At 47.6% G+C, this 22,661-nt stretch carries 20 protein-coding genes; 14 read left to right on the top strand and 6 right to left on the bottom strand.

Annotated features, from left to right (window positions below; all coding sequences use genetic code 11):
- Position 1: 1 nt before the first annotated feature.
- From ABGV42_RS08605 to ABGV42_RS08570, 8 genes are all read left to right on the top strand, one after another.
- The gene (locus ABGV42_RS08605) at positions 2-463 is read left to right on the top strand and encodes a VanZ family protein (protein WP_347381305.1); all 462 of its coding nucleotides are present in this window, start codon (positions 2-4) and stop codon (positions 461-463) included.
- A gap of 160 nt (positions 464-623) precedes the next feature.
- Positions 624-2,348, top strand: coding sequence for a glycoside hydrolase family 13 protein (locus ABGV42_RS08600; protein WP_347381304.1), 1,725 nt, complete (start codon positions 624-626; stop codon positions 2,346-2,348).
- Between the two features lie 122 nt (positions 2,349-2,470).
- Complete coding sequence (locus tag ABGV42_RS08595; RefSeq protein ID WP_347381303.1) at positions 2,471-3,163, top strand: metal-dependent hydrolase; 693 nt, start codon at positions 2,471-2,473, stop codon at positions 3,161-3,163.
- Between the two features lie 350 nt (positions 3,164-3,513).
- Complete coding sequence (treC, locus tag ABGV42_RS08590) at positions 3,514-5,235, top strand: alpha,alpha-phosphotrehalase (protein WP_347381302.1); 1,722 nt, start codon at positions 3,514-3,516, stop codon at positions 5,233-5,235.
- A gap of 29 nt (positions 5,236-5,264) precedes the next feature.
- Entirely contained in the window at positions 5,265-7,280 is a 2,016-nt protein-coding gene (gene treP / locus ABGV42_RS08585; RefSeq protein ID WP_347381301.1) for a PTS system trehalose-specific EIIBC component, read from the top strand.
- A gap of 228 nt (positions 7,281-7,508) precedes the next feature.
- Entirely contained in the window at positions 7,509-8,360 is an 852-nt protein-coding gene (locus ABGV42_RS08580; protein WP_347381300.1) for a chemotaxis protein, read from the top strand.
- A gap of 43 nt (positions 8,361-8,403) precedes the next feature.
- Entirely contained in the window at positions 8,404-8,664 is a 261-nt protein-coding gene (locus tag ABGV42_RS08575; protein ID WP_347381299.1) for a YkgJ family cysteine cluster protein, read from the top strand.
- 68 nt (positions 8,665-8,732) lie between these two features.
- Positions 8,733-8,945: a hypothetical protein gene (locus ABGV42_RS08570; protein ID WP_347381298.1), complete on the top strand. Its 213-nt coding sequence runs from the start codon at positions 8,733-8,735 to the stop codon at positions 8,943-8,945.
- 119 nt (positions 8,946-9,064) lie between these two features.
- Here ABGV42_RS08570 and ABGV42_RS08565 read toward each other — a convergent pair whose 3' ends face one another.
- The 3 genes from ABGV42_RS08565 to ABGV42_RS08555 all read right to left on the bottom strand — a co-directional run bounded on the left by ABGV42_RS08565 (position 9,065) and on the right by ABGV42_RS08555 (position 12,444).
- Positions 9,065-10,177, bottom strand: a complete 1,113-nt coding sequence (locus ABGV42_RS08565; RefSeq protein ID WP_347381297.1) for an AbrB family transcriptional regulator — start codon at positions 10,175-10,177, stop codon at positions 9,065-9,067.
- Positions 10,178-10,346: 169 nt separating this feature from the next.
- Positions 10,347-11,654: an MFS transporter gene (locus ABGV42_RS08560; protein ID WP_347381296.1), complete on the bottom strand. Its 1,308-nt coding sequence runs from the start codon at positions 11,652-11,654 to the stop codon at positions 10,347-10,349.
- A 100-nt stretch (positions 11,655-11,754) separates the two neighbouring features.
- The gene (locus ABGV42_RS08555) at positions 11,755-12,444 is read right to left on the bottom strand and encodes an O-methyltransferase (RefSeq protein ID WP_347381295.1); all 690 of its coding nucleotides are present in this window, start codon (positions 12,442-12,444) and stop codon (positions 11,755-11,757) included.
- A gap of 139 nt (positions 12,445-12,583) precedes the next feature.
- On the opposite strand from ABGV42_RS08555, the gene ABGV42_RS08550 reads away from it, so the two are divergent.
- The gene (locus ABGV42_RS08550; protein WP_347381294.1) at positions 12,584-13,495 is read left to right on the top strand and encodes a LysR family transcriptional regulator; all 912 of its coding nucleotides are present in this window, start codon (positions 12,584-12,586) and stop codon (positions 13,493-13,495) included.
- A gap of 93 nt (positions 13,496-13,588) precedes the next feature.
- Here the strand turns inward: ABGV42_RS08550 and ABGV42_RS08545 are convergent, their stop codons facing one another.
- Positions 13,589-14,305: a YoaK family protein gene (locus tag ABGV42_RS08545; RefSeq protein ID WP_347381293.1), complete on the bottom strand. Its 717-nt coding sequence runs from the start codon at positions 14,303-14,305 to the stop codon at positions 13,589-13,591.
- Between the two features lie 92 nt (positions 14,306-14,397).
- Positions 14,398-15,270, bottom strand: a complete 873-nt coding sequence (locus tag ABGV42_RS08540) for an alpha/beta hydrolase family protein (protein WP_347381292.1) — start codon at positions 15,268-15,270, stop codon at positions 14,398-14,400.
- A 242-nt stretch (positions 15,271-15,512) separates the two neighbouring features.
- Here ABGV42_RS08540 and ABGV42_RS08535 point away from each other — a divergent pair, with 242 nt between their 5' ends.
- A complete protein-coding gene (locus ABGV42_RS08535; protein WP_347383183.1) occupies positions 15,513-16,259 on the top strand; it encodes a GTP pyrophosphokinase in 747 nt (248 codons plus the stop codon).
- Positions 16,260-16,303: 44 nt separating this feature from the next.
- A complete protein-coding gene (locus tag ABGV42_RS08530) occupies positions 16,304-17,530 on the top strand; it encodes a multidrug effflux MFS transporter (protein WP_347381291.1) in 1,227 nt (408 codons plus the stop codon).
- A gap of 62 nt (positions 17,531-17,592) precedes the next feature.
- Here the strand turns inward: ABGV42_RS08530 and ABGV42_RS08525 are convergent, their stop codons facing one another.
- The gene (locus ABGV42_RS08525) at positions 17,593-18,186 is read right to left on the bottom strand and encodes a hypothetical protein (protein WP_347381290.1); all 594 of its coding nucleotides are present in this window, start codon (positions 18,184-18,186) and stop codon (positions 17,593-17,595) included.
- A gap of 250 nt (positions 18,187-18,436) precedes the next feature.
- On the opposite strand from ABGV42_RS08525, the gene ABGV42_RS08520 reads away from it, so the two are divergent.
- The 3 genes from ABGV42_RS08520 to ABGV42_RS08510 all read left to right on the top strand — a co-directional run bounded on the left by ABGV42_RS08520 (position 18,437) and on the right by ABGV42_RS08510 (position 22,621).
- Positions 18,437-19,438 (top strand): iron-hydroxamate ABC transporter substrate-binding protein, encoded by a 1,002-nt coding sequence (locus ABGV42_RS08520; RefSeq protein ID WP_347381289.1) that lies wholly within the window; start codon positions 18,437-18,439, stop codon positions 19,436-19,438.
- 165 nt (positions 19,439-19,603) lie between these two features.
- On the top strand, positions 19,604-20,224 hold the full coding sequence (locus tag ABGV42_RS08515; RefSeq protein ID WP_347383182.1) for a flavin reductase family protein: 621 nt from the start codon (positions 19,604-19,606) through the stop codon (positions 20,222-20,224).
- Between the two features lie 198 nt (positions 20,225-20,422).
- Positions 20,423-22,621 (top strand): MMPL family transporter, encoded by a 2,199-nt coding sequence (locus tag ABGV42_RS08510; protein ID WP_347381288.1) that lies wholly within the window; start codon positions 20,423-20,425, stop codon positions 22,619-22,621.
- Positions 22,622-22,661: the final 40 nt, after the last annotated feature.

Below are 22,661 nucleotides of genomic sequence, written 5' to 3'. Positions count from 1 at the left end.
CATGCAAAAAGGGAGGGGAATCTACAAGCCCTGGATCATGCTCTTGGTTGCCGTTTTTGCAATGGCATATATATGGATAATGGGGAATTTGTTATTTATCCATGGAAGGACTTCAGGGGATCATTATCAATACAATCTTGTTCCGCTCGAGACGATCGGACCCTTATTACTAGAAAGGGAAAGGTACAGTACGGAAGCCTGGGTGAAAAACCTGTTCGGTAATATCGTATTGTTTATTCCGCTAGGCATATGGATTCCGTGGTTGTTCCGTCCATGCCGAACGGGGTTGAAATTTACACGGACCGTTATTTTGCTGCTGCTTGCCGTTGAATTGGCACAACTGGCTTTACGTGTGGGTTCGTTTGATGTGGATGATATCATCCTGAATACCCTAGGTGCTTGGATCGGTTATATTGCATTCCGTCTGTTCATACAGTTCATAAAGACAAGGAGATCAGAATAGAAGTCTGCCACTAAGGCGGGAACTCATTCTGGTCTTTTTTGTGTGCTTTGGTGCACGTTTGTGTTTATACAGACGACATTTCGGATAAAACATATTAACGGGTTGTTCTGCACCTGAAAGGACATATGCTCATGACAGATATGGGAATCATGCTAACGTAATGGACGGAAATTTAGTGAAGAGCGGAAGCGGGGTGATCCACATCGTGTGGTGGAAAGAGAGTGTTGTGTATCAGATCTATCCCATCAGTTTCAAGGATTCGGATGGTGATGGTCACGGTGATTTGCAAGGCATTTATGAGAAGCTTGATTATTTGACGGATCTGGGGATTGACGTGATCTGGATCTGTCCCATTTATGAATCTCCCGGACACGATAATGGTTATGATATCAGCGATTACTATGCCATTATGCGCAAATTCGGCACGATGGAGGATTTTGACCGGTTACTCGCAGCGGCTCACAGCAGAGGACTCAAAATCATGATGGATCTGGTGCTGAATCACACATCGGATGAACATGCCTGGTTTGCCGAATCCCGTTCCTCCAAAGTGAACCCCAAGCGGGATTATTACATTTGGCGGTCAGGTAAAAACGGTCAGGTTCCGAATAACTGGGAATCCTATTTTGGCGGGTCCGTGTGGAAGCATGATCCCGAAACGAATGAATATTATCTGCATTTGTACTCGGAGCATCAGCCTGACCTGAATTGGAATAATCCACAGATGGCCGAGGAGATGTATGAGATGGTGCATTGGTGGCTGCAAAAAGGGGTGGACGGGTTCCGTTTTGATGCGGTAGCGCATATTGCCAAGGCTGAAGGGCTGCCCAGTGCACATAATCCTGACAATCTGCCGGTTGTTCCAGCATACCAGCTGTTCTCCAACCTGGAACAGGTGCATTCCATTTTGAACAAGCTAAACGACATGATTCTGAAGCCGTACGGTCCTATGACCGTCGGGGAAACGTCAGGTCTGGGCCCGGAGCAGGCCCTTGCTTATGTGGGAACAGATCGTAACGAACTGAACATGGTGTTTCAGTTTGAGCATATGTTTGTCGACGCCAAATCATCGGGGATTGGGAAGTGGAATTACAGGGAGTGGAAGCTGACCGAACTCAAGGAAATCATGAGTCGCTGGCAGACGATCCTGCACGGCAGAGGCTGGAATGCTAACTATATGGGTAATCATGATCAGCCGCGCCCGGTTTCCCGTTTCGGAGATGATGGCCGTTACAGGGTTCGGTCTGCCCAGATGCTGGCTACATGGATGCTTACCCTTGAAGGAACGCCTTACATTTATCAGGGAGAGGAGATCGGCATGACGAATGTTGCGTTTCCGAATATCGAGCAGTATCGAGACATTGAAACGATGAATTATTACAGGCACTATATTGCCCAAGGGCGGGATAAAAATGACATTATGAAGGCCATCTGGCTGAAAAGCCGGGATAATGCACGTACACCCATGCAATGGGATGACAGTGAGCATGCAGGGTTTACGGAAGGCGAGCCATGGATTCAGGTTAACGATAACTATACCGAAATCAATGTGGCTTCCGCTGAAAATGACCCCGGCTCCATATTGCATTATTATCGCAAGCTGATTGCCCTCCGGAAGAAGAGCAAGGTGCTGATCTATGGTGAATATGAACTCCTCCTGCCGGATGATCCGGACATCTATGCCTATACACGTACACTTGGGGACGAAAAGATGCTTATTATCCTGAATTTTCGGGGGAATGAACCCGAGATGCACTGGCCGGAAGGCTGGACAGAGGATCGTGCCAAGCTGGCCATCAGCAATGTGAAAAGACGGTACTCGACGGATGAAGGCACCATTCTGCTCCAGCCTTATGAAGCCAGGGTATACCGACTGCAATCCTGAAAGCAGCATTTTGCTTCCCCATAATGGTTTGATTTATAATGAAATAGGTAAATGCGATTAAAATGGATGTGAATACAGTGGAATAGAGGATGCTCATATCGAATCGATCAGGAGGACTTAAGATGTTAAACATTACGTACCACGGGCACTCCAGCGTACAATTGGGTACGGAGGAGAAGTCTTTAATTATCGATCCGTTCCTGCGCGGCAATGAACTGGCCGTTACCAAGCCGGAAGACATTAGAACCGATGCCGTTTTGCTGACGCATGCACATATGGATCATATTCTCGACGCCGAACCGATTGCTAAAGCGAACAATGCCAAAGTGGTTGCAATCGTGGAGCTGGCTACATACATGTCCTGGAAAGGGCTGGATACGATTGGTATGAATATGGGCGGAACAGTAGATCTGGATTTTGCTCAGGCCAAAATGATTCAGGCTTTTCATACTTCGGGAATTGTGCTTGAAGAGGAGCAGCGGATCATGTACGCAGGCTTGCCTGCAGGATTTATCATTAACATAGGCGGTAAAAACATTCTTCATGCCGGAGATACAAGCTTGTTCGGCGATATGAAAATGATTGGTGACCGTCATCAGATTGACGTAGCTTTTTTGCCTATTGGCGGACATTTCACAATGGGCCCAGAAGATGCACTGCAAGCTGCAGAGTGGTTTAACGCAAAACTGACCATTCCAGTGCACTATGATACATTCCCGGTTATTCGTCAGGATTCGGAGAAGTTTGTACAGCAGCTTGCTGCCAAAGGACTGAAAGGTCAGGTACTTGCACCAGGCGAATCGATCACGCTTTAATTGTATTGACTGAATCATCGTTTCATTTAGTCTTTTTGAACAAGAGCTTTTCATAGCAACCGATGCTCCATAGACGACCTGAATGAGCAAAGGTCAAGGCGAATAACACGTCATTTGAACGACGTGTTATTCGCCTTTTTTTGTTGCTCAGATACACGTATCAGAGAATTGGCGAACATCTCTTTCAAAATTGTTGTTACAGAGCAAACATTAATGGGGAATGTGTAGAAGAGGAATTTTCTAGGTATATTGTAGTTTCAACTTGTATATACATGTTTACTTATGTAATATAGAAATGTAGTTAACTGAGATATCGATCATGAGCATTACAATTTATTGGAGGCGTTAACATGAGTTCAAACGATACAACTTCCTCATCGTGGTGGAGAACCTCCACGGTGTATCAGGTATATCCCAAGAGCTTCAACGACACCACGGGTTCAGGTACCGGGGATATTCGGGGGCTGACCGAGAAGCTGGATTATTTGCAGCATCTGGGAATCGATATTGTGTGGCTGCAGCCGGTATATGTATCTCCGCAGAATGATAATGGTTACGACGTAGCGGACTATTACCAGATTAATCCGGACTTTGGTACGATGGAAGATTTTGATGAGTTATTAAAGGGCTTGAAAGCCCGTGACATGAAACTGATGATCGATATTGTAGTGAACCACTCGTCAACGGAACATGAATGGTTCAAGCAAGCGCGTTCTTCTAAGGATAATCCATACCGGGATTATTACATTTGGAAAGATCCGGCTCCGGACGGCGGAGTACCGAACAACTGGCAGTCCAAGTTTGGTGGACCGGCATGGCAGTACGACGAACAGACAGGGCAGTATTTCCTGACTTTGTTTGACAAAACACAGGCCGATCTGAACTGGGAAAATGAACAGGTTCGCAAGGCAGTACGGGACATGATCAAGTTTTGGGCAGAAAAGGGTGTCGACGGTTTCCGCATGGACGTCATCAACCTGATCTCCAAGGATCAGCGTTTTCCTGATGATGACGGCAGCGAAGGACCAGGGGATGGACGCAAGTTCTATACGGACGGACCACGCGTACATGAATATATTACCGAGATGTATGAGGAAGTATTTGGCCCTTATAACATGGTAACGGTTGGAGAGATGTCTTCTACAACGCTGGAACACTGCATCCGCTATTCGAATCCGGCTTCCCGTGAATTTTCGATGACGTTCAATTTCCATCACTTGAAGGTGGATTATCCCAATGGACAGAAGTGGGAATTGATGCCTTATGATTTTGAAGCGATGAAACGCTTGTTCAGTGAATGGCAGACAGGAATGCAGGCTGGTGGAGGCTGGAACGCGCTCTTCCTTAACAATCATGATCAGCCGCGAGCACTGTCCCGTTTCGCAGATGATGGGGATTACCGTGCCGAGAGTGCCAAAATGCTGGCAACAACCATCCATGGCATGCAGGGCACACCCTATGTGTATCAAGGTGAAGAGATCGGAATGCCGAATCCCGTCTGGAATGATGTAAGCGAGTTCCGGGATATTGAATCCACCAATATGTACCGCTTACTTCAGGAAGAACGCGGAAAATCAGCGGAAGAAGCTTTTGCAATCGTGAAAGAGCGCTCCCGAGATAACTCCCGTACACCAATGCAATGGGATGCCAGCAAGAACGCCGGATTCACAACAGGTACCCCTTGGATCAAAGTAGATGAACGTTATCCAACGACTAACGTAGCTGAACAGTTGGCAGATCCGAATTCCATCTATTATCACTACCGCAAGCTTATTGCTCTGCGCAAACGGGTTGCCGTACTGACAGACGGTCTATATGAACGCTTGGATGATGCACATCCGGAAGTATTCGCCTATGCACGAACGAACGGTAATGAAACATTGATCGTCGTGTCCAACTTTAGCAAGAGAGAGGTATCCTTCTCTCTACCGTCTGCTGTCTGGAATGATCACGTATCCGGTAAAACAGCTGAATTACTCATTGGCAACACAGAGGTGGCACCTGCATTGGAACAGGTCATCTCACTCAGTCCGTACGCATCCTATATGTGGCTTGTACCACAACAGGACTAATTCACATTATCTAAATGGGAAGTGACAATATGGCAATCGATAGAAAACAGGTTGAGGAGATCGTTCGGGCTGTCGGGGGAAAAGAAAACATCGAAGCTGCGACTCACTGCGTCACACGACTCCGTTTCGCCTTGTATGATGAGAGTAAAGTGGATACGGAAGGTTTGGATCAGAATGATTTGGTCAAAGGACAATTTTCATCGCAAGGACAGTTTCAGGTCGTGATCGGACCTGGACTAGTCGATAAGGTATACGATGAGATGATCCAGATCACAGGCGGCGACCGTGCGTCCAAGGACGATGTGAAGGCAGCGGCCGGCAAAAAGCAAAATCCGATCCAACGCGCAATCAAAACGCTCTCGGACATTTTCATTCCGATCTTGCCTGCCATTATTACGGCAGGTCTTCTGCTCGGAATCAACAATATTTTGACAGGGCCGGGCATATTCTTTGATGAACAATCGCTGGTTGACGTCTATCCGGCATGGAAGGACCTCGCGTCCATCATTAATACCATTGCGAGCACGGCGTTCACCTTCCTGCCTGCCTTGATTGGTTGGTCAGCGGTAAAAAGATTCGGCGGAAGTCCACTGCTTGGGATTGTGCTTGGGCTAATCCTGGTACACCCTGATCTGCTGAGTGCCTATAGTTATGCCAATGCAGTAAACGAAGGCACTGTGCCGACCTGGAATCTCTTCGGCTGGCACATTGAGAAAATTGGTTATCAGGGCCAAGTACTGCCGGTATTGGTTTCGGCCTATCTGCTGGCCAAACTTGAGATTTTCCTGAATAAAAGAGTGCATGACTCTGTCAAATTGCTTGTCGTTGCACCTGTAACATTACTTATTACGGGATTTCTTGCGTTCACGATCATCGGACCGGTTACATTCGCGATTGCGAATGCGATTACATCAGGCCTGATTTATATTTATGAATCCTATGCAGCGCTTGGTGGTCTAATCTATGGTGGTTTGTATGCATTGCTGGTTATTACCGGTATGCACCATACGTTCCTGGCGGTTGACGTCCAGTTGATTGGTAGTCAGGGAGGTACCTTCCTGTGGCCGATGCTGGCGCTGTCCAATATCGCACAAGGTTCTGCAGCGCTAGCGATGATGCTTGTACTGCGCGAACAGAAGATGAGAGGACTTGCGGCTACTTCGTCCGTGTCCGCTTTCCTCGGGGTTACGGAGCCTGCAATCTTCGGGGTAAACATCCGTTACCGCTATCCGTTTATCTTCGGTATGGTTGGTTCAGCCATTGGTGGCGTTCTGTTGACCATGAATAATGTTCAGGCAACCTCCATCGGTGTAGGCGGAGTTCCCGGATTCCTGTCCATCTTCCCGAACAAATGGGGCGTATTCTTCATCGGCATGGCAATTGTGCTCATCGTTCCATTCGTCCTGACGGTGATTTTCGGCAGAGCGAAGCTGAGAAAGCAAGACCGCAGCAATAATGCTGAAGCTGTATCCGAAAGCAAAACAATCCCAGTCTCCGCAGGCAATGCGACTGATTCCAATGCGGATGCAGCCGTAGCAGAACGTACTCGTACAAACGCACAAGTGGGCGACGAACCCGTGAACACGCTGGAAGTCATGGCTCCATTAACAGGAAAAGCAGTACCGCTGGACCGGGTTCCGGACCCAGCTTTTGCCGAGAAACAGATGGGTGAAGGGGTAGCGATTGAACCTTCCGGCAATCGGGTGGTTGCCCCGTTCGATGCACAAGTTGCACATGTCATCAAAAGCAAACATGCGGTCATTTTAGAACATGCAAGTGGATTGCAAATTCTGATCCATGTCGGGATCAATACCGTATCGCTGAAAGGCGAGGGCTTCAACATGCATGTCGAAGCTGGTGAACACGTAAGAGCCGGACAGACGCTGCTTGAATTTGATCGTAATGTTATTGAAGCTGCTGGATATCCGCTCATTACACCCATCATTATTCCGGATGGTCAGGATATGGTTGATCGGGTGGAAGTTACTACAGGTGACGTTTCATCGAATCGCAATGGTATATTAACCGTTCATTTGAAGGGCTAATAATCCATTGAGCTTATAAGATTATTCGTTTTCTTTCTATTAAAGACGGACCAGTACAGGTGTGTGAGCCTGTAACTGGTTCGTTTTTCTTTGGGGTCATGATACACTATGTATAACTAAAATTTGAAATAGACTACCGTTGATCTCCGTGTGTATGCATGTTACGGATGAAATATTCATATGGTTCTGAGGAGAGTTCCTAGTGCTGAGGACGATAGGAGGAGAGCCATGACTCGTGTGGCAGTGATGGTCGTACATGGGCTGGGTATGCAAAAGGATGATTATGCGGATAAACTGATTTCGCGATTGCATAAGGAATTTGATCAAGTGATGGTCATGCGTGGTGCAGCGGAGAACTATTTGGATATTGAGCCGGTCTTCTGGGCGGACGTCTTTGAAGAGAGGGAAGAAGCGCTGTTCCAGCAGCTTGTAAGCTCTCAACGGTTGAATTATCAGGTATTGCGCAGATTTGTTATTCACTATTTGGCAGATGCCGTTGCCTATCAGCCTGTTGAGCATCAAGGCCACAATTATGACGCGGTACACCGTACTCTCAACCAGGCCTTGCACGCACTTGCACAGCGGAACGGACCCGAAACTCCGCTCTGCGTGATTGCCCACAGCCTAGGCGCTGTCATTGCCAGCAATTTTTTTTATGATCTCCAGTTTCCATCCAGTCGTGTCCCATCGATCGTGGATGTAACCTCTGCTTTGGAGCGGGGAGACACGCTAACCAATTTCTATTCGTTTGGAACGACGCTTCCACTTTGGAGTCTTCGTTATCATGATTTTAGCAGTCCGATTATGGTGCCATCCTCCATGGCGGCCCAGCAGTACTTTCCCGGGCTGGAGGGGGAATGGGTTAATTTTTATGATCGGGACGATATTCTTGGATATCCCTTAAGGCCTATCGATCCGGCTTATGAAGTCGCGGTTAAGGAGGATATAGAGATTAACTCGGGTGGCTGGATCGGGAGTTGGAATCCGCTCAGCCATGGGGGATACTTCGGAAATAGTGCCATGAACCGTAGAATTGCCCAGGGACTTGCACGGACCTGGACTTGGGTGAATCGTGAATGACATCTATACATTAGGAAACAACGGATGGAAGGAGGAATTTATTTTGGAATGCAGGACAGGCTGTGCCGCATGTTGTATCGCCATATCCATCTCGTCACCGATACCAGGCATGGAAGGTGGTAAACCGGCAGGTGTGCGCTGTGTACAGCTGACAGCCGACAATCGATGCAGCATATTCGGTCATCCGGATCGTCCGGCTGTATGCAGCGGACTACAGGCTTCGGTTGACATGTGTGGGCGCACGGATCAGGAGGCATTTGATATTCTGCACTGGATGGAAGCGGAAACGAATCCCGGGTTTTAGAGTGGAAGTTGTTTTATTGGAAAAGGATAATTATACTTATTATGGAAGTTATCTGAGAAGAGAGGAGCATGAGATTAATGCATCTGGTCAAAAGATTTCTGGTCGTTGTAGCAAATATGATCGCTGAACTGTGGATGGGATTCTATCGACGAAACTCGGACTTTTATGATAAACACACTTCAGAATCCAAGAGCAAAACGGGGTATTATGTTTTTGTTGTTGCTGCTGCGGTTATAGCAGTCGGTATTGTCGGCTGGATGTATAATCGTATGTATTCGTAATCATAGTCTTAATTCTCAAAGAACGAACCATACACTAACAAGTTCGAAGTTTAAACAAGGCAAAAGAGTATCCATGGATAACAACCAAGGGATACTCTTTTTGGTGTGCTTGTCCATAATCAGGATACGGATGCACGAGACAGCTCTTCTTTTTTTCTCAGCATGTGAGTGAGAAGCAGCTTTAATACGGAGGATACAATGAAAAAAATAAAAAGGATTCGGAACAGCTGATACCCTGATACCACGGACAAGTTGGCATTCACTTCATGAGCCATGATGCTCATCTGATCCATTCCACCTGGCGCCATGCTGAGCAGAGAAGTAGCAGCCGTAAGAGAAAATAGCTGCATGAGCACATAACTCAGCCCAAGCGAGCCGGCAATGAGGAGAACACTGCTGAGCACAGCGAGGGTAATGGTCTGTGTTTTGCGCTGCAGGTGCTGGGGCCGTAGCATGAGACCTACATGGCTGCCAATCATGAGCTGCGAAATATTCAGCAAGGAAGATGGCAGGGGGGATGTATGCATCGTTGTAGTCAGATGAATGACACACATAACAATCATCGGCCCGAGCATAAATGCTGTAGGAAAACGAAGCTTTCGGGCCACCCAGGCACCAGCTACACAGAGCGGACCGTAGAGCAGGATCTCCGGAAAGAGATTCATCCATGAAGCGGCTTCGACAGCTTGCGGATCAGCAGCGGCACCCGTTGTCCCGCCAATCCACGGAATGAACAGCAGGAACGGTACACAGAACACAATCATAATCAAACGGGTCACTTGTAAAAAGGTCACCAGCGTCAAATTAATGGATTTCATTTCTTCCGCAAGCGAGACCATTTGGGACAACCCGCCTGGAATACTGCCGACCAGCAGCGAAGGAAAGTCAAAATCAGTCAGCTTGGAAGCGATGTAGGCGGTTAATGTACATAATCCGATTAATAGCATGGTCATCAGCAGCATCATGGGAAGCTGGTGGAGAATACCCTGCAATGCCTCTTCTGTCAGTGTTAACCCGATGGAGTAACCGACGATCAGAATTCCATAATCCCGGATGGACGAGGGCCACTGGAGCGGGAGTTTAGCCACCTGGGATCCAAGCAGCATGAATACCATGGGGCCGAGCAGCCAAGGAATGGGTGTATGGATCGCTGTGAACACGAGTCCGCCAAGTACAGAGACGCCCAGACTCAGAATGAAACGGAAAAAGGCGGAGGAACTGAGCCTATGCATCAGTTCCATCCGCTTTGTCTTTCGGCTGTATCAGGTTGTATGAACAGTGAATATGAGTCTGAATGAAGAGTAGGAATCATGTAAGATCACTCCTGATGATAATATCGTATTCCGCAACAGTTCGCTATCGACGAACTACCACATGTTAAGCGACCTTGCTACAGCTTGATTAGTTTAATTGAACACGTCTTGAAGGTTTGGGTCCTTTAAACATCATATAGTACATCAGCGAGGAAATCACGTATAAACCGCCAGTTATACTAAACGTAATGGCGTATCCCCAGTAAGTGCCATATGTGGTTACGAGGTAGGATTGAACGGGTCCCATCGTTGCCCACCCAATCATAAATGCCGTTTGCATCAGGGAATTGGCGATTCCGCGACGCTTGTCGGATACCCTGTCTACCAGAATAGCGGATTGAATCGGATTCGCTGCATTCATTAATGCTTGCCTGAACAGGAAGCTCACGGAAGCAATGAGCAGCAGGTTAGTGAAGCCGGTCAATAACAAAAATGGCAGGGACAACACCTGAAATATGACCACGGCTCGGACACTTCCGACTTTGGCGGCAAGCGTCGGCCCGATCAGCATGGAGACAATCGTCATAATTTGGCCAAGCGAGATAAGTAAGCTCATGGCACTCAGCGAGACGGAGAAACGGTTGGTAAAATACAGATTCAGATATGGTACAACCAAACCAGAACCGAATCCAATCAATAATTGGGTGATAACAAACTGACCGATCAGTCGGGAATCTTTATTTTTGTCCTGTAATTCCCCAGGCTGCTCGATAGTTGACAGATTCTTATCCTCAGAGGCAATCGCCGTAGGAACAGCTTGATCCGTAGTCACAGTCTGTGCAGGATTCTTATCCTCGGATACAAACAACATCGGAATAAATGCGGCCAGCGTTGCTGCACCCCCAATGAACAATACCGTTTGCAGTCCAGTAACCTTGGCGATTCCCAGTGTATGTAGAAGGTCGGCAAACACTCCGCCGCCAAGGCTTCCAAGCACCTGTGAGGCGAGTACAAGGGAGGAATAGTAGCTGAACATCTTCAACCGCTGGCTCTTCTTCACATTCTCTGCAAGAAACGGAATGGCCAGGACCTGAAATACGCCCGCAAATAGTCCTGAACATACGGCAAACCAGATCAAGCCGCTCGCCGAATAATCAAAAGAACGACCGATCAGGAAAATTCCGCTGAATAAAGCCCCTGTAATAAGCAGCATTTTTCGGCTGAACCGATCGCCACATAATCCGATAGGGACAAACATGATCGCTGTAGCTAACGATTGTATACTTACGATCTGGCCGTTCATTGTATCATTGTAGCCCAGACCCTGAATGTACAGATTGTACAAAACCGAGAACATGCCATTTCCGATCTGATACAGGATGCTTGCCAGAAAAAAGAGTTGAATATTTCGGGACCAACCCCGAATTTCAGCATGGATCTGTCGTAAAACTCTCAAGTGTAATCCCCCAGTCGTTACCCGTGCAGTGATTCCAGTTTAACAGGAAAGGGGGATTTGCGGAAGAATTGACCACTGTTTATTTTGTCATAAGGTTCAATTACGCGATTACGCGGGCGATAACCAATCCATCATACCCTTTGCTGCCTACGGTTTGCAGTGCAGTCGCTTCAAGGCGTGGGTTATCGGAGATCAGCTTCAGGAATTGACGTACGCCCTGAACTCTGGGATCTGTACTGTCTGCATTTATCACTTCACCGTCTCTGACAATGTTATCCCCGATAATCAGACTTCCCGGTCGGGATAGACGGAGCGCCCACCTGAGGTAATCGGGATTACTCGGTTTGTCTGCATCAATGAAGATCAGATCAAAAGGCTGCCTGTAATCCTCTTGAACGTCAGGAAGAGTTGTTAATGCTGGTCCAGTCCTTAGATCAACCTTGTCGATAAGCCCAGCCTGCATAAGATTGGTGCGTGCGATTTCAGCATGATGCGGATCAGCTTCAAGCGTAACGACTTTCCCATGTTCAGGCAGTGCTCTTGCCATCCAGATGGTGCTGTAGGCACCCAGCGTTCCAATTTCAAGCACACGGGCCGATCCGTGGATTTGAAGCAGGAGCTGAAGGAATTTCCCCTGGTTAGGAGCCACATCATGGGCTGGCAATCCGGCTTCCGTATTGGATCGGAGCGTTTGTTCCAGCAGGGAATCGGAGGGAATCAGCATCTTATTCAAATAGTCGTCTACCTGACTCCAGGTGTGTTGAAGAGAGGCACAATCAGCGTTTTTCATGAAGGTATCTTCCTTTCCAAAAAACTTTAGTATGAAATTCATAATTCAACTATAATGATTGCAGATGTATAAATAAAATATATATTATGTATATAATCATAAACTGAATTTATATATTGAAGAGTAGAGGGTGACAGAAATGAATTTGCATGGACTACGACTCTTTCATGCCATTGTTAGATATGGTGGCGTTACCCGCGCCGCAGAAGAATTAAATATTAGCCAGCCGGCGGTTTCCTCACAGGTGAAGAAATTCGAACGTGAATTGGGCATACGATTGTTTGTTTCCGAGGGTAGACGATTGGTTCTTACCGATGCGGGCGTGCAATTAAAAGAATACGCGGAACGTCTGTTTTTGCTTGAACAGGATGTGGAGAACTTTGTGCAGGATACGCGGGAAGGGAAGAAAGGCATCATTCGAATAACAGCAACGTACTTGCCTTCCAATTTTTTGCTGCCTGGCTGGATTGCGAAGTTCAAGCAAACACACGAAGATGTGGAACTGGTCGTCAGTACGACCAATACCCGGAAGGCATTTGACCAGCTGCTGCGATATGAGGCTGAGATTGCCGTATACGGTGGAAGCGGGATTACACATCATGGGGTCCATTGGGATGAACTGTTTGAGGATGAAATGTGGTTTGTAGTGCATCCAGCGCATCCGTATGCCGATCGGGAAGTGGACTTGGCCGAAATGGTAGCAGAACCCTTCATCATGCGTGAAGAAGGCAGTGCGACGCGAGAGCGGCTATTCTCCCTTTGCAGCATGAACAATCTGGCTTCTCCTCGCATTGCGCTGCAGTTCAACGGGTTGAACGAAACGATTAGTGCGGTAAAGGCCGGTTATGGTGCAAACTTTATATCTTCTTTGGTCGTGAAGGAAGATGTTCGTGAGGGCAGACTTTCACGCGTATTTGTTCGAGGCGTTCAATTGAAAAATACGATTGCCGTGTGTACCCGAGCTGGTGAGGTGTTATCACCTGCAGCACAGCATCTGGTACAGCTAATTCGGCAGGAGGCATCCCGGATAAACGGAGATGACATCCGATAAAGAAATTGAGGATATCTGAGAGTGGATACCAACACCACATGCCGTTGAATGTTTAACATGAAGATTAATATTGCATATAAAAAACATCGAATGTTAACGTTCGGTTGTGCCAACTTGCTCATCGTTAAACCGATATTTGGCAAGCAAAGTGACGCCTCCAACCACGAGTACTGGTATCCAGACAGCAACCATAGGAATGTTATGAAACATAAGTGCCGCGACAATGACACCCATTAGATATATGATTACGGCAAACACCCGCAAATACGAATCAGTGGATAGAGCATTCATAAGTGAACCTATCCTTGCGTGTCGGAGGCGCTGCAGAATGCTTACGGCATCTTCGACGACTGCGGCGAGATTGTTCGTCAGTACTGTGGTGGAGATTCCGGCTATACCGATCCGCCGCGCAGCCGTCGTCTGCATGCCCATAGCAGCAGCCAGTATGGCGATTAGCAGGTACGACAGTTGTTCTGAATAAGGGCTGATCATGACGATGGCGAACATCAGGAGCAGAATGCTTTCGACGATAAAAACACGGGTAACTCGGGGTGACCATCCATTTTGGGACTGATTAGTACCGATCATGCGTGCGGCAATCGCATTGCCGGCGATGAAGCCAGCCAGAGCAATCAGGGAGCGCAATACGACAAATTCCTGCGCGCGAGCAATGGCAATTCCGAGCAGTACGATGTTGCCGGTCATATTCGCAGTAAGTACATGTCCCAGTCCCAGATATCCAATGACATCGACCATTCCAGCCGCAAGACATAGAAGCAGAAGTGAATACTTTTGTAGAGGTTGTTGCATGGTGAATCCGTCCTTTCAATAGATGCTCAACCCCTCAAGTATACAGCATCATCTCATAAAATAAAGACGACACGTTCACGTTCCATCTGAAACTAAGGCGATGCGAGCCAATCAAACATGTTGTTTACTGCGGCTGCATGAATATTGTCCTGGAACCAATGATTTTGTCCCCCATAGGCATGAAAGGTCACTTCGATTCCGCTTCGTTTCAACCAATGATACATACGGGTTCCATGACTATAGTTGACCTGCGTATCTTCTGTACCGTGCATGATCAGCACTGGGCAGCGGAGCTTGGAAACAGCAGACAGCGGAGAACGGGCGAGATAGGCCTCGGGAAATGCACGGGGCGATCCGCCCAGAACACGTTTCAATGTACGTCTAAGGTCTGTTCGTTCATGATAAGTCCGTTCGACATCAGCCACACCACTCCAAAGCACCAGCTTGTGTACATGATGGGGGCCTTCGTTGAAGAAGGTGGCTGTATGGACGGCATTGATTGCACCGCGCGAAAATCCCATAAGTGAGATACGCGCTGAATCAGCATATGGAAGTGCTTGTACTAGCCGGTATGCGGCTCGCACGTCTTCAATATCATGTCCACCATACTCGTCCCGTCCTTCGCTGCCCTCATTGCCGCGATAAGAGGGGGCGAACACGATGTACCCCTTGTGCGCAAACTGTTCCACCCAGGCCGTTTTAACGCCGCCATAATTGCCGAGTCCTCCGCGACAATAGATAAGTACAGGCCACTGTTCTTGTATAATATTTATGGTTTGCTTCGGAGGATACCGACTTGCCAGCAGCTGGAATTTCACATCATTTAATGAGTCTGGGCTATTTATTCCATTACGTTCCTTCGTCTCTTGCTTGTGGCAAGGAGAAGAAATCATGCAGCCTTCGGGCAGATACATGTACGCTTTAACGCGGAATTCATTGGAGGAATACGTCACTTGATACAGCAAAAAAAATCAGCCTCTTTCATGATCAATAGATCTGGATACGACAAGTGTAGAGCATGGAATAACATGTAGCATGTGTCAAAAATCCGATCCCATACCTCCCGTTAATCCTAACTGCTCGTGTGTCACAAAATTCGTTTATTGGCTCCATATGTTTTATAATGAATTTGAGACAGGTGCATCAGCCTGAATTCTTATACCAATAAATAACTCAAGTGTGCATAAAAGAAAGGAAGAAAACCATGATGAACGCGCCACATCCGATTGACCAATTCAAGAAATTCAAATACGAAATTACCAGATTCATGATGATTTATAAATTTGCTCTGGATCAGATGGAAACCAAAATAGAGGTCCTAAAGGAAGAGTTTCAGTCCTTGCATGATTACAGCCCGATTGAGCATACGAAATCCAGGTTGAAGTCTCCTGAAAGTATCATGAATAAGATGTTTCGCAAAAATCACGAGCTGACCTTCGAAAGTATCAAGAAAAATATCAAGGACATTGCAGGCGTCCGCATCACATGTTCCTTTATTTCGGACATCTATCGGATCAAGGATATGTTGTGCAGCCAGAGTGATCTGCGTGTGCTTGAAGTGAAGGACTACATCCAGAATCCGAAACCGAACGGATATCAGAGCCTGCACCTGCTGGTGGACGTACCTGTCTATATGTCCAATGGTGAAGAGAGAGCCTGTGTTGAGATTCAGATCCGTACCATTGCCATGGATTTCTGGGCGAGTCTTGAACACAAGATCTTCTATAAATACAATAAGGACGTTCCTGAACGTTTGACCAAAGAATTGAAATGCGCTGCAGATTCAGCCAATGCCCTCGATCAACAGATGGAGAGACTTCACCGGGAGATTCAAGAGATCAAGGATGCAGAGAATGAACGGGATGAGGAAGAGCTGCGCCGCATCATCATTAACAATCAGCAGTTTACATTGCCATCCAATCTGCTGCGGCTGCTCGGAGACGGTGAACACTAAAGTAAACAGGAAACATCGTAAGGAAAGGAATCAGTTTATTCACTATGAAAAGTACATCAGCCTCCTTAAATAATCAATCATCATCACGTGTGCGTATGGCCTTAATCTTGGGGACGCTGTCGGCCTTCGGTCCGTTGTCCCTGGATATGTATCTGCCCGCACTGCCTACACTGGCGGAGGATTTTAATTCCTCTCCTTCGTATGCACAGCTTAGCTTAACAGCCTGTATGGTCGGGCTTGCTGCGGGACAACTGCTGGCTGGGCCCCTTAGTGATGTACGAGGACGCCGTACGCCGCTTATTGCAGGACTTGTGCTCTATACCATCGCTTCCATACTATGTCTGGTAAGTCCGACGATGGGTTCTTTTGTTGTGCTGCGTTTTATTCAGGGAGCAGCCGGTGCAGCCGGCATCGTTATTTCTCGGGCGGTGGTGAGGGATGTGTATTCCGGGCCGGAGTTAACCCGGTTCTTCTCCCTGCTGATGCTTATTAACGGGGTAGCGCCTATCGCAGCACCGATTATCGGTGGACAATTGCTCGTTTATACTTCATGGCGTGGTGTCTTTATCTTGCTGAGTCTTATTGGGATACTTACGTTACTGGCCGTTATTTTTGGGCTTGGGGAGACACTGCCGTCCGAACGAAGATCCCGCGGAGGGTTGAAGCAGACCTTGGTCACATTCCGGCACATCGCAGCGGATCGTCTGTTCATGGGTTACGCATTGACTCAAGGATTTGTAGCAGCGGGGATGTTCGCGTACATATCGGGTTCGCCGTTCGTGCTGCAAAAGATTTACGGCGTCTCTCCGCAAATGTTCAGTCTCTGCTTCGCCATTAATGGTTTGGGAATTATTCTGGCAAGCCAGATTGCGGGGAGATTGGCGGGCAAAGTGTCCGAAACGCGTTTGCTCATAGCCGGTCTCGTTGCGGCTGCTGTGGGAGGCACATCGCTGCTCGTTGCCATTCTATCGGGAGGAAATCTGATCTCCATATTGATTCCTTTATTTCTTGTCGTTTCCAGTGTTGGTCTCGTCAACACCGCTTCCTTCGCGCTGGCCATGGCCAATCAGGAGAAGTCAGCAGGAAGTGCCTCTGCACTTATAGGTGTCATGACGTTCTTGTTTGGCGGAATCGTAGCTCCGCTTGTTGGTTTGGGAGGAGAAGGAACGGCTGTACCGATGGGGATCGTTATCGCCTGTGCAGACCTTGGAGCATTACTGCTCTATCTGGTTATGGTAGGTAAGCGAGGGCATCGCAAGCAGACCCGTTAATCTTATGAAAAATGTCAAGTGCCCCATCCGAAGGTTCAAACTTCGGGTGGGGCACTTGTGTTCTAGCAAAGTGCGAACAAGATTTGCGTATTGAGCAAAATGCCAGGGGTAAGGAACGGATAGAAATAACCCACGACAAAACCGAATATATTGATGGCAGGCCACATGAGAAAGACGTCATTGTATGTGAATACAAGGGACCATCGGTTGTAACAAAAGTTCGGCAGTACACGCTGATTCTGATCCCTTGGCGCTGTCACGCCTGTTTGGGCGAATTGCACAGCCTGGGTCAAATTCTGTGGTTGTTGCTGGATAAACAATGGCAGAAGCCCAGGGCTGCTTTTAATCAGATTGTAGAGAAATACCATCTCAGCTGGTGGCTGCCCAACCGGACGTGGATAGGCGCTTAACAGGGTAGGCAGATTGCCTTGCGACAGCTGAGCGGGAACGCCTGGAACCGTGCCATGCCCACCTCCTGGAAAAAACGGTGGCTGTCCGCCCGTGCTTCCACCTGGAAAGTATGGGGGAAAAGATCCCTGTCCTCCGGGGATTCCTTGAATGGGCTGCCCTCCCTGGCTGCCACCAGGGAATAATGGAGGAAACTGAACAGAGCGGTCTTCTCCGTAACCTGCGTACGCATTATTGAAGTAATCCATCTACGAACATCCTTCCTGTCGTCGTATTCTGAAAACATCATATGGCGGCATTCGCCCAAAGGTGAATGGATCTGGAGATAACGATTGCTGTAAAAGAAAAACCGGATTGACAACTCATTTGATAACAATTATCATTGTCAATGGAAATGGACAAGTACATACAGGAATCATATACCGGAGAGTATAGGGCTCTTTTAAATTTGCCATACCAGCTCATATTGAGGTGTTCATCATGAAAGGGGATAATCACGTGTTGAAGAGTAATCGAAAAGGGATCATGCTGCTAATTACGATTATGGTCATGTCATTGTGGCTGGCTGCATGCGGAACGAAGTCCGCAGATAATGGAACTGCAGCAGGAGAGACGAATACATCATCGGAGACTGAGACACAGACAGAAGCTCCAACAGAACGAACAGTAAAAGATGCACAGGGTCATGATGTGACTATTCCAGCTAATCCGCAGCGTGTCATTGCTTCCTATCTGGAAGATCATCTGGTAACACTCGGCGTTAAGCCGGCTGCTCAGTGGTCAGCCCGTGATGGCAGCAGTGTGCAGGATTATCTTCAAGAAAATCTGAATGGCATTCCTACAATTGCAAGCGAACTTCCTTTTGAAGCTGTTGCCAGCTTCTCGCCGGACCTGATCATTATGGGTTCTGAAAGTACAGTAGAAGGGGAGAAGTATGAACAATACAATAAAATTGCCCCGACTTATGTACTTGGTGATGATGTGAACAAGGATTGGCGTCAGGCTCTCCTGAAAATAGGCGAGCTATTGAACAAATCCGATGAAGCTCAAAAAGCGCTTGACGATTACGATGCAAAAGCAAAAGAAATTAAAGAAAAAGTTGCTGCGGCAACAGGTGGTACGAAAACTGCAGCAGCATTGTGGCTGTTCAATAACAAGTTTTATGTTGTTAGTAACAATGTCTCCAGTGGTGAAGTCATGTACAATGAACTCGGACTGCAACAGCCTGAAGTCGTGAAGGAAATATCGGCAAAGGCAACAGGTAACTGGTCCGAGGTTTCCTTGGAAAGAATCGCTGATATGAATGCTGACTATCTATTCCTGGTTAACAGTGATAAGGGAACAGGGGCAGAAGCGTTGAAAGATGCAGTGTGGCAAAGTATTCCTGCTGTGAAAAACGGAGAAGTATACGAGTTTGAGAGCACTAGCAGCTGGTTGTATAGCGGAGTGCAAGCAAACACTCAAATCCTGGAAGATATTCAGAAAAGTATTGTTAAATAAAATGAATGGAACATGATGTGTGCTGCACATCATCGTACAACTCTCTGGTGTCATGGGCATCAGGGAGTTTTTTGTTTTTTTAGTATGACCCGATATATACTTACGAAGTAACAGTGTCCGTATGGGAACCATTCGTTCCCGATTAGGAAAGGGGATAGGTCTATGATGTATACATTGAATCCAAATGATCTGACGAGCAGGGATAATTATAAACTGATGAGTGGTTCGGTCGTGCCGCGCCCGATTGCTTTTGTCACAACCCTCTCAGAGGACGGCAGCGTCGTAAATGCAGCTCCGTTCAGTTTCTTTAATGTCGTTAGCTCCGATCCACCCTTGTTGTCCATTTCCATTAACCGCAAGGATGGAGTCATGAAAGATACCGCCCGTAATGCGATTACAGGGCAAGAGCTAGTAGTACATATCTGTGACGAATCGATCGTTAACGAGATGAACGAGACCGCAGCACTGCTTGAACCGCATGAGAGCGAGTTGGAGCGGACCAACCTGACGACGGTATCAAGTTCAGTTGTGACGGTGCCCGGAATACAGGAAGCACTGATTCGCATGGAATGCCGTCTATATCAGCACATACCGATTTCTAATGACGAAGGCAAACCGGTAACAGATCTGCTTCTCGTTCGCATCGTACAATATCACTTTAATGAAAAAGTGTATGACCCTGCTCATCATTACATATTGATGGATCACCTTAAACCCGTAAGCCGTCTTGCCGGCAATGATTACGCTAAACTTGGCGAGCGATTTACGGTAGTTCGGCCTGTATAAGATATTAGAATCGATTAATCAAGACGGACAACCTGTGCAAACGTGCAGGTCTTGTCCGTCTTTGCTTGTTTGCTGAACATAAACGGATGCTGGGGTGAATAGACTTGTACTATTCAGGTACGTTATCTGATCGTCATAATATAGCCTGTTCCATCCATGAAACATGGAATGTCAATCTGATATAAGAGGAGCTTGGATATGGGTTATCGCAGCCTTGCTTACTTTATTGGCCGATATCCACGGTTCATCATGATCAGCTGGGTTTTTATTATCGGGATATCAGCCGCATGGGCATGGAAACTGCCTGATGTTGTTCAGGATCATGGGTTGAAACGGATTCATGGAGATGCCCATCATATTGAGCTTATTCTCAAGGAAAACTTCGGAATACCGGATGATCCGATCATTGTCGTTTATGAAAAAAAGACAGGCTCCTCTCCGGCGGAATTTCGGAATTGGGTCGGCAGACATCTGCAGGAGGTACGCACGCTTCCTGACCTTTCAACGATCATCTCTCCGCTTGAGGCTGAAGGAAGCACAATGATGCGAGATGATACGGCTTATGCGCTCCTGGATTTTAAGGTTCCGGCGTACCGGATGAATGCTCCCATTGAGCAGCTTCGTTCCCTGGATACGACAGATGATCACGGAAACATTCGTTTAACCGGCAAGCCTGTGGTTCAGCAGGATGTGAATCGATTGAGCTTTCGGGATCTGGAGCGGGCAGAAATGGTTGGCTTACCGATTGCGCTGCTCATTCTATGTTTTGCATTCCGAGGTTTGTATGCGGCACTTGCTGCTGTAATTATGGGTGTCATCGGTGTGGTCACCGCTATTGGTTTAACCTCGCTTATAGGACATTACGTGGAACTGTCAAATTTCGTTATTAATGTCATACCGATGGTGGGGATGGCTCTAAGCATCGATTTTGCGCTGATCATTCTAAGCAGATACAGGGATGAAATGCAGGTATGCAAGCATGATCATGGGCAGAGCTCGGATGAGATTATCCAGAGGACGCTGCGGACAGCCGGGAGGGCTGTTTTGTTTTCTGCAGCTTGCGTGCTGCTTGGCCTGTTATCGCTGGTCTGGATCAGACTACCCATGTTTCTAAGTGTCTCGCTCGGTGCGATGACGGTCCTGATAATCTCCGTGTTGATCAATGTGACCTTGCTGCCAGCGATCCTTACGCTCTATGCCCAGCGGATCTTTAAACGTAAAAAGCAAAACTCCATCAGTACACCGCCGCGTAAGCCTTCCATATGGCTTCAGTGGTTCGGCACAGTCATGAAACAACCGGTACGGATGACCTTACTAGGTACAGGCATTCTGCTATTCTGCGTGCTTCCGGTTCAGCAGTTGGAGATGGCCATTCCGGATGCAACCTCACTTCCAGCAACAATCGAATCCCGGCAAGCAGCAGAGGACGTGCAGAAGGTTTTCGCACAGAAGGACATCGCTTCCGTCGACATCCTCATTGGAGGAACGGGAGAGAGGATAACCGCTTCACACTGGAATACGGCACTTCGCAAGGTACGAGAACTCCAGAGGGACGAAAATGTTCTTCAGATTGAATCTGTCTGGGGAGTGGATCAGAAGTACAGGCCAGGCCAGGACAGAACACGGCTAACTGAAAGCGCGAGCAGCGAGTTGATTTTGCACGAGTCGCTTCTCTCTATGTACGTTTCGGAGGACGCCATTCGTATGGTGGCTACCATCAGGGGAGCACCGGGATCGGAACAAGCTGCTGACTGGCTGAACAAGATGAATGATCGGGACGCGCAACTACGCGTTCAGGGAATACCCATCCGTTATGGCGGAGAAGCCGCTTCACAGGTTGAGATTATGCAGGAAATTCTGAGACAACTGCCCAAGGTGATGCTTTTCGTAATCGTATCGAATTACATTGTACTGCTCGCGGCATTTCGTTCACTGCTGATTCCAATCAAAGCAATTCTAATGAATATGCTCAGCCTGACAGCTTCGTTTGGAGTATTGGTGCTGGTTTTCAATCAAGGTCATCTGGGGATGGAGCCTTCGGCGATTGCCATCATGATTCCGGTATTTATCGCGGGTCTTGTCTTCGGCATTTCAATGGACTATGGCGTATTTATGATTAGCCGGATACAGGAGATCTATCGCCTGACAGGAGACAGTGACCTGGCCGTTATGCAAGGACTTGCATCAACTGGTCGACTGGTTACATCGGCGGCTGCCATTCTGCTTGCAGTGACGATACCATTTGCGTTTGGAGATGTGGAAGGAGTGAAGCAGCTTGGCGTTGGCATTACTGCTGCAGTGCTCATTGATGTCACAGTCATTCGTTTGCTGCTCGTGCCCGCATTAATGAAGCTGATGGGGAAATGGAACTGGTGGCTGCCAGGTCAAAAAACATAACGTTGGGAACAAGATCCATCTGATTACGCATCGTGCAATC

Origin of the sequence: Paenibacillus pabuli (genome assembly GCF_039831995.1) — a bacterium.
GTDB lineage: Bacteria > Bacillota > Bacilli > Paenibacillales > Paenibacillaceae > Paenibacillus > Paenibacillus pabuli_C.
Note: the sequence above shows the minus strand (reverse complement) of the source record. Positions and strands in the feature narration are given on the sequence as shown.

Coding starts and splice junctions, on each gene's coding strand:
- ABGV42_RS08605 (WP_347381305.1), top strand. CDS start 2: ATGCAAAAAGGGAGGGGAATCTACAAGCCCTGGATCATGCTCTTGGTT.
- ABGV42_RS08600 (WP_347381304.1), top strand. CDS start 624: ATGGACGGAAATTTAGTGAAGAGCGGAAGCGGGGTGATCCACATCGTG.
- ABGV42_RS08595 (WP_347381303.1), top strand. CDS start 2,471: ATGTTAAACATTACGTACCACGGGCACTCCAGCGTACAATTGGGTACG.
- treC (WP_347381302.1), top strand. CDS start 3,514: ATGAGTTCAAACGATACAACTTCCTCATCGTGGTGGAGAACCTCCACG.
- treP (WP_347381301.1), top strand. CDS start 5,265: ATGGCAATCGATAGAAAACAGGTTGAGGAGATCGTTCGGGCTGTCGGG.
- ABGV42_RS08580 (WP_347381300.1), top strand. CDS start 7,509: ATGACTCGTGTGGCAGTGATGGTCGTACATGGGCTGGGTATGCAAAAG.
- ABGV42_RS08570 (WP_347381298.1), top strand. CDS start 8,733: ATGAGATTAATGCATCTGGTCAAAAGATTTCTGGTCGTTGTAGCAAAT.
- ABGV42_RS08565 (WP_347381297.1), bottom strand. CDS start 10,177: ATGCATAGGCTCAGTTCCTCCGCCTTTTTCCGTTTCATTCTGAGTCTG.
- ABGV42_RS08555 (WP_347381295.1), bottom strand. CDS start 12,444: ATGAAAAACGCTGATTGTGCCTCTCTTCAACACACCTGGAGTCAGGTA.
- ABGV42_RS08550 (WP_347381294.1), top strand. CDS start 12,584: ATGAATTTGCATGGACTACGACTCTTTCATGCCATTGTTAGATATGGT.
- ABGV42_RS08545 (WP_347381293.1), bottom strand. CDS start 14,305: ATGCAACAACCTCTACAAAAGTATTCACTTCTGCTTCTATGTCTTGCG.
- ABGV42_RS08535 (WP_347383183.1), top strand. CDS start 15,513: ATGAACGCGCCACATCCGATTGACCAATTCAAGAAATTCAAATACGAA.
- ABGV42_RS08530 (WP_347381291.1), top strand. CDS start 16,304: ATGAAAAGTACATCAGCCTCCTTAAATAATCAATCATCATCACGTGTG.
- ABGV42_RS08525 (WP_347381290.1), bottom strand. CDS start 18,186: ATGGATTACTTCAATAATGCGTACGCAGGTTACGGAGAAGACCGCTCT.
- ABGV42_RS08515 (WP_347383182.1), top strand. CDS start 19,604: ATGTATACATTGAATCCAAATGATCTGACGAGCAGGGATAATTATAAA.
- ABGV42_RS08510 (WP_347381288.1), top strand. CDS start 20,423: ATGGGTTATCGCAGCCTTGCTTACTTTATTGGCCGATATCCACGGTTC.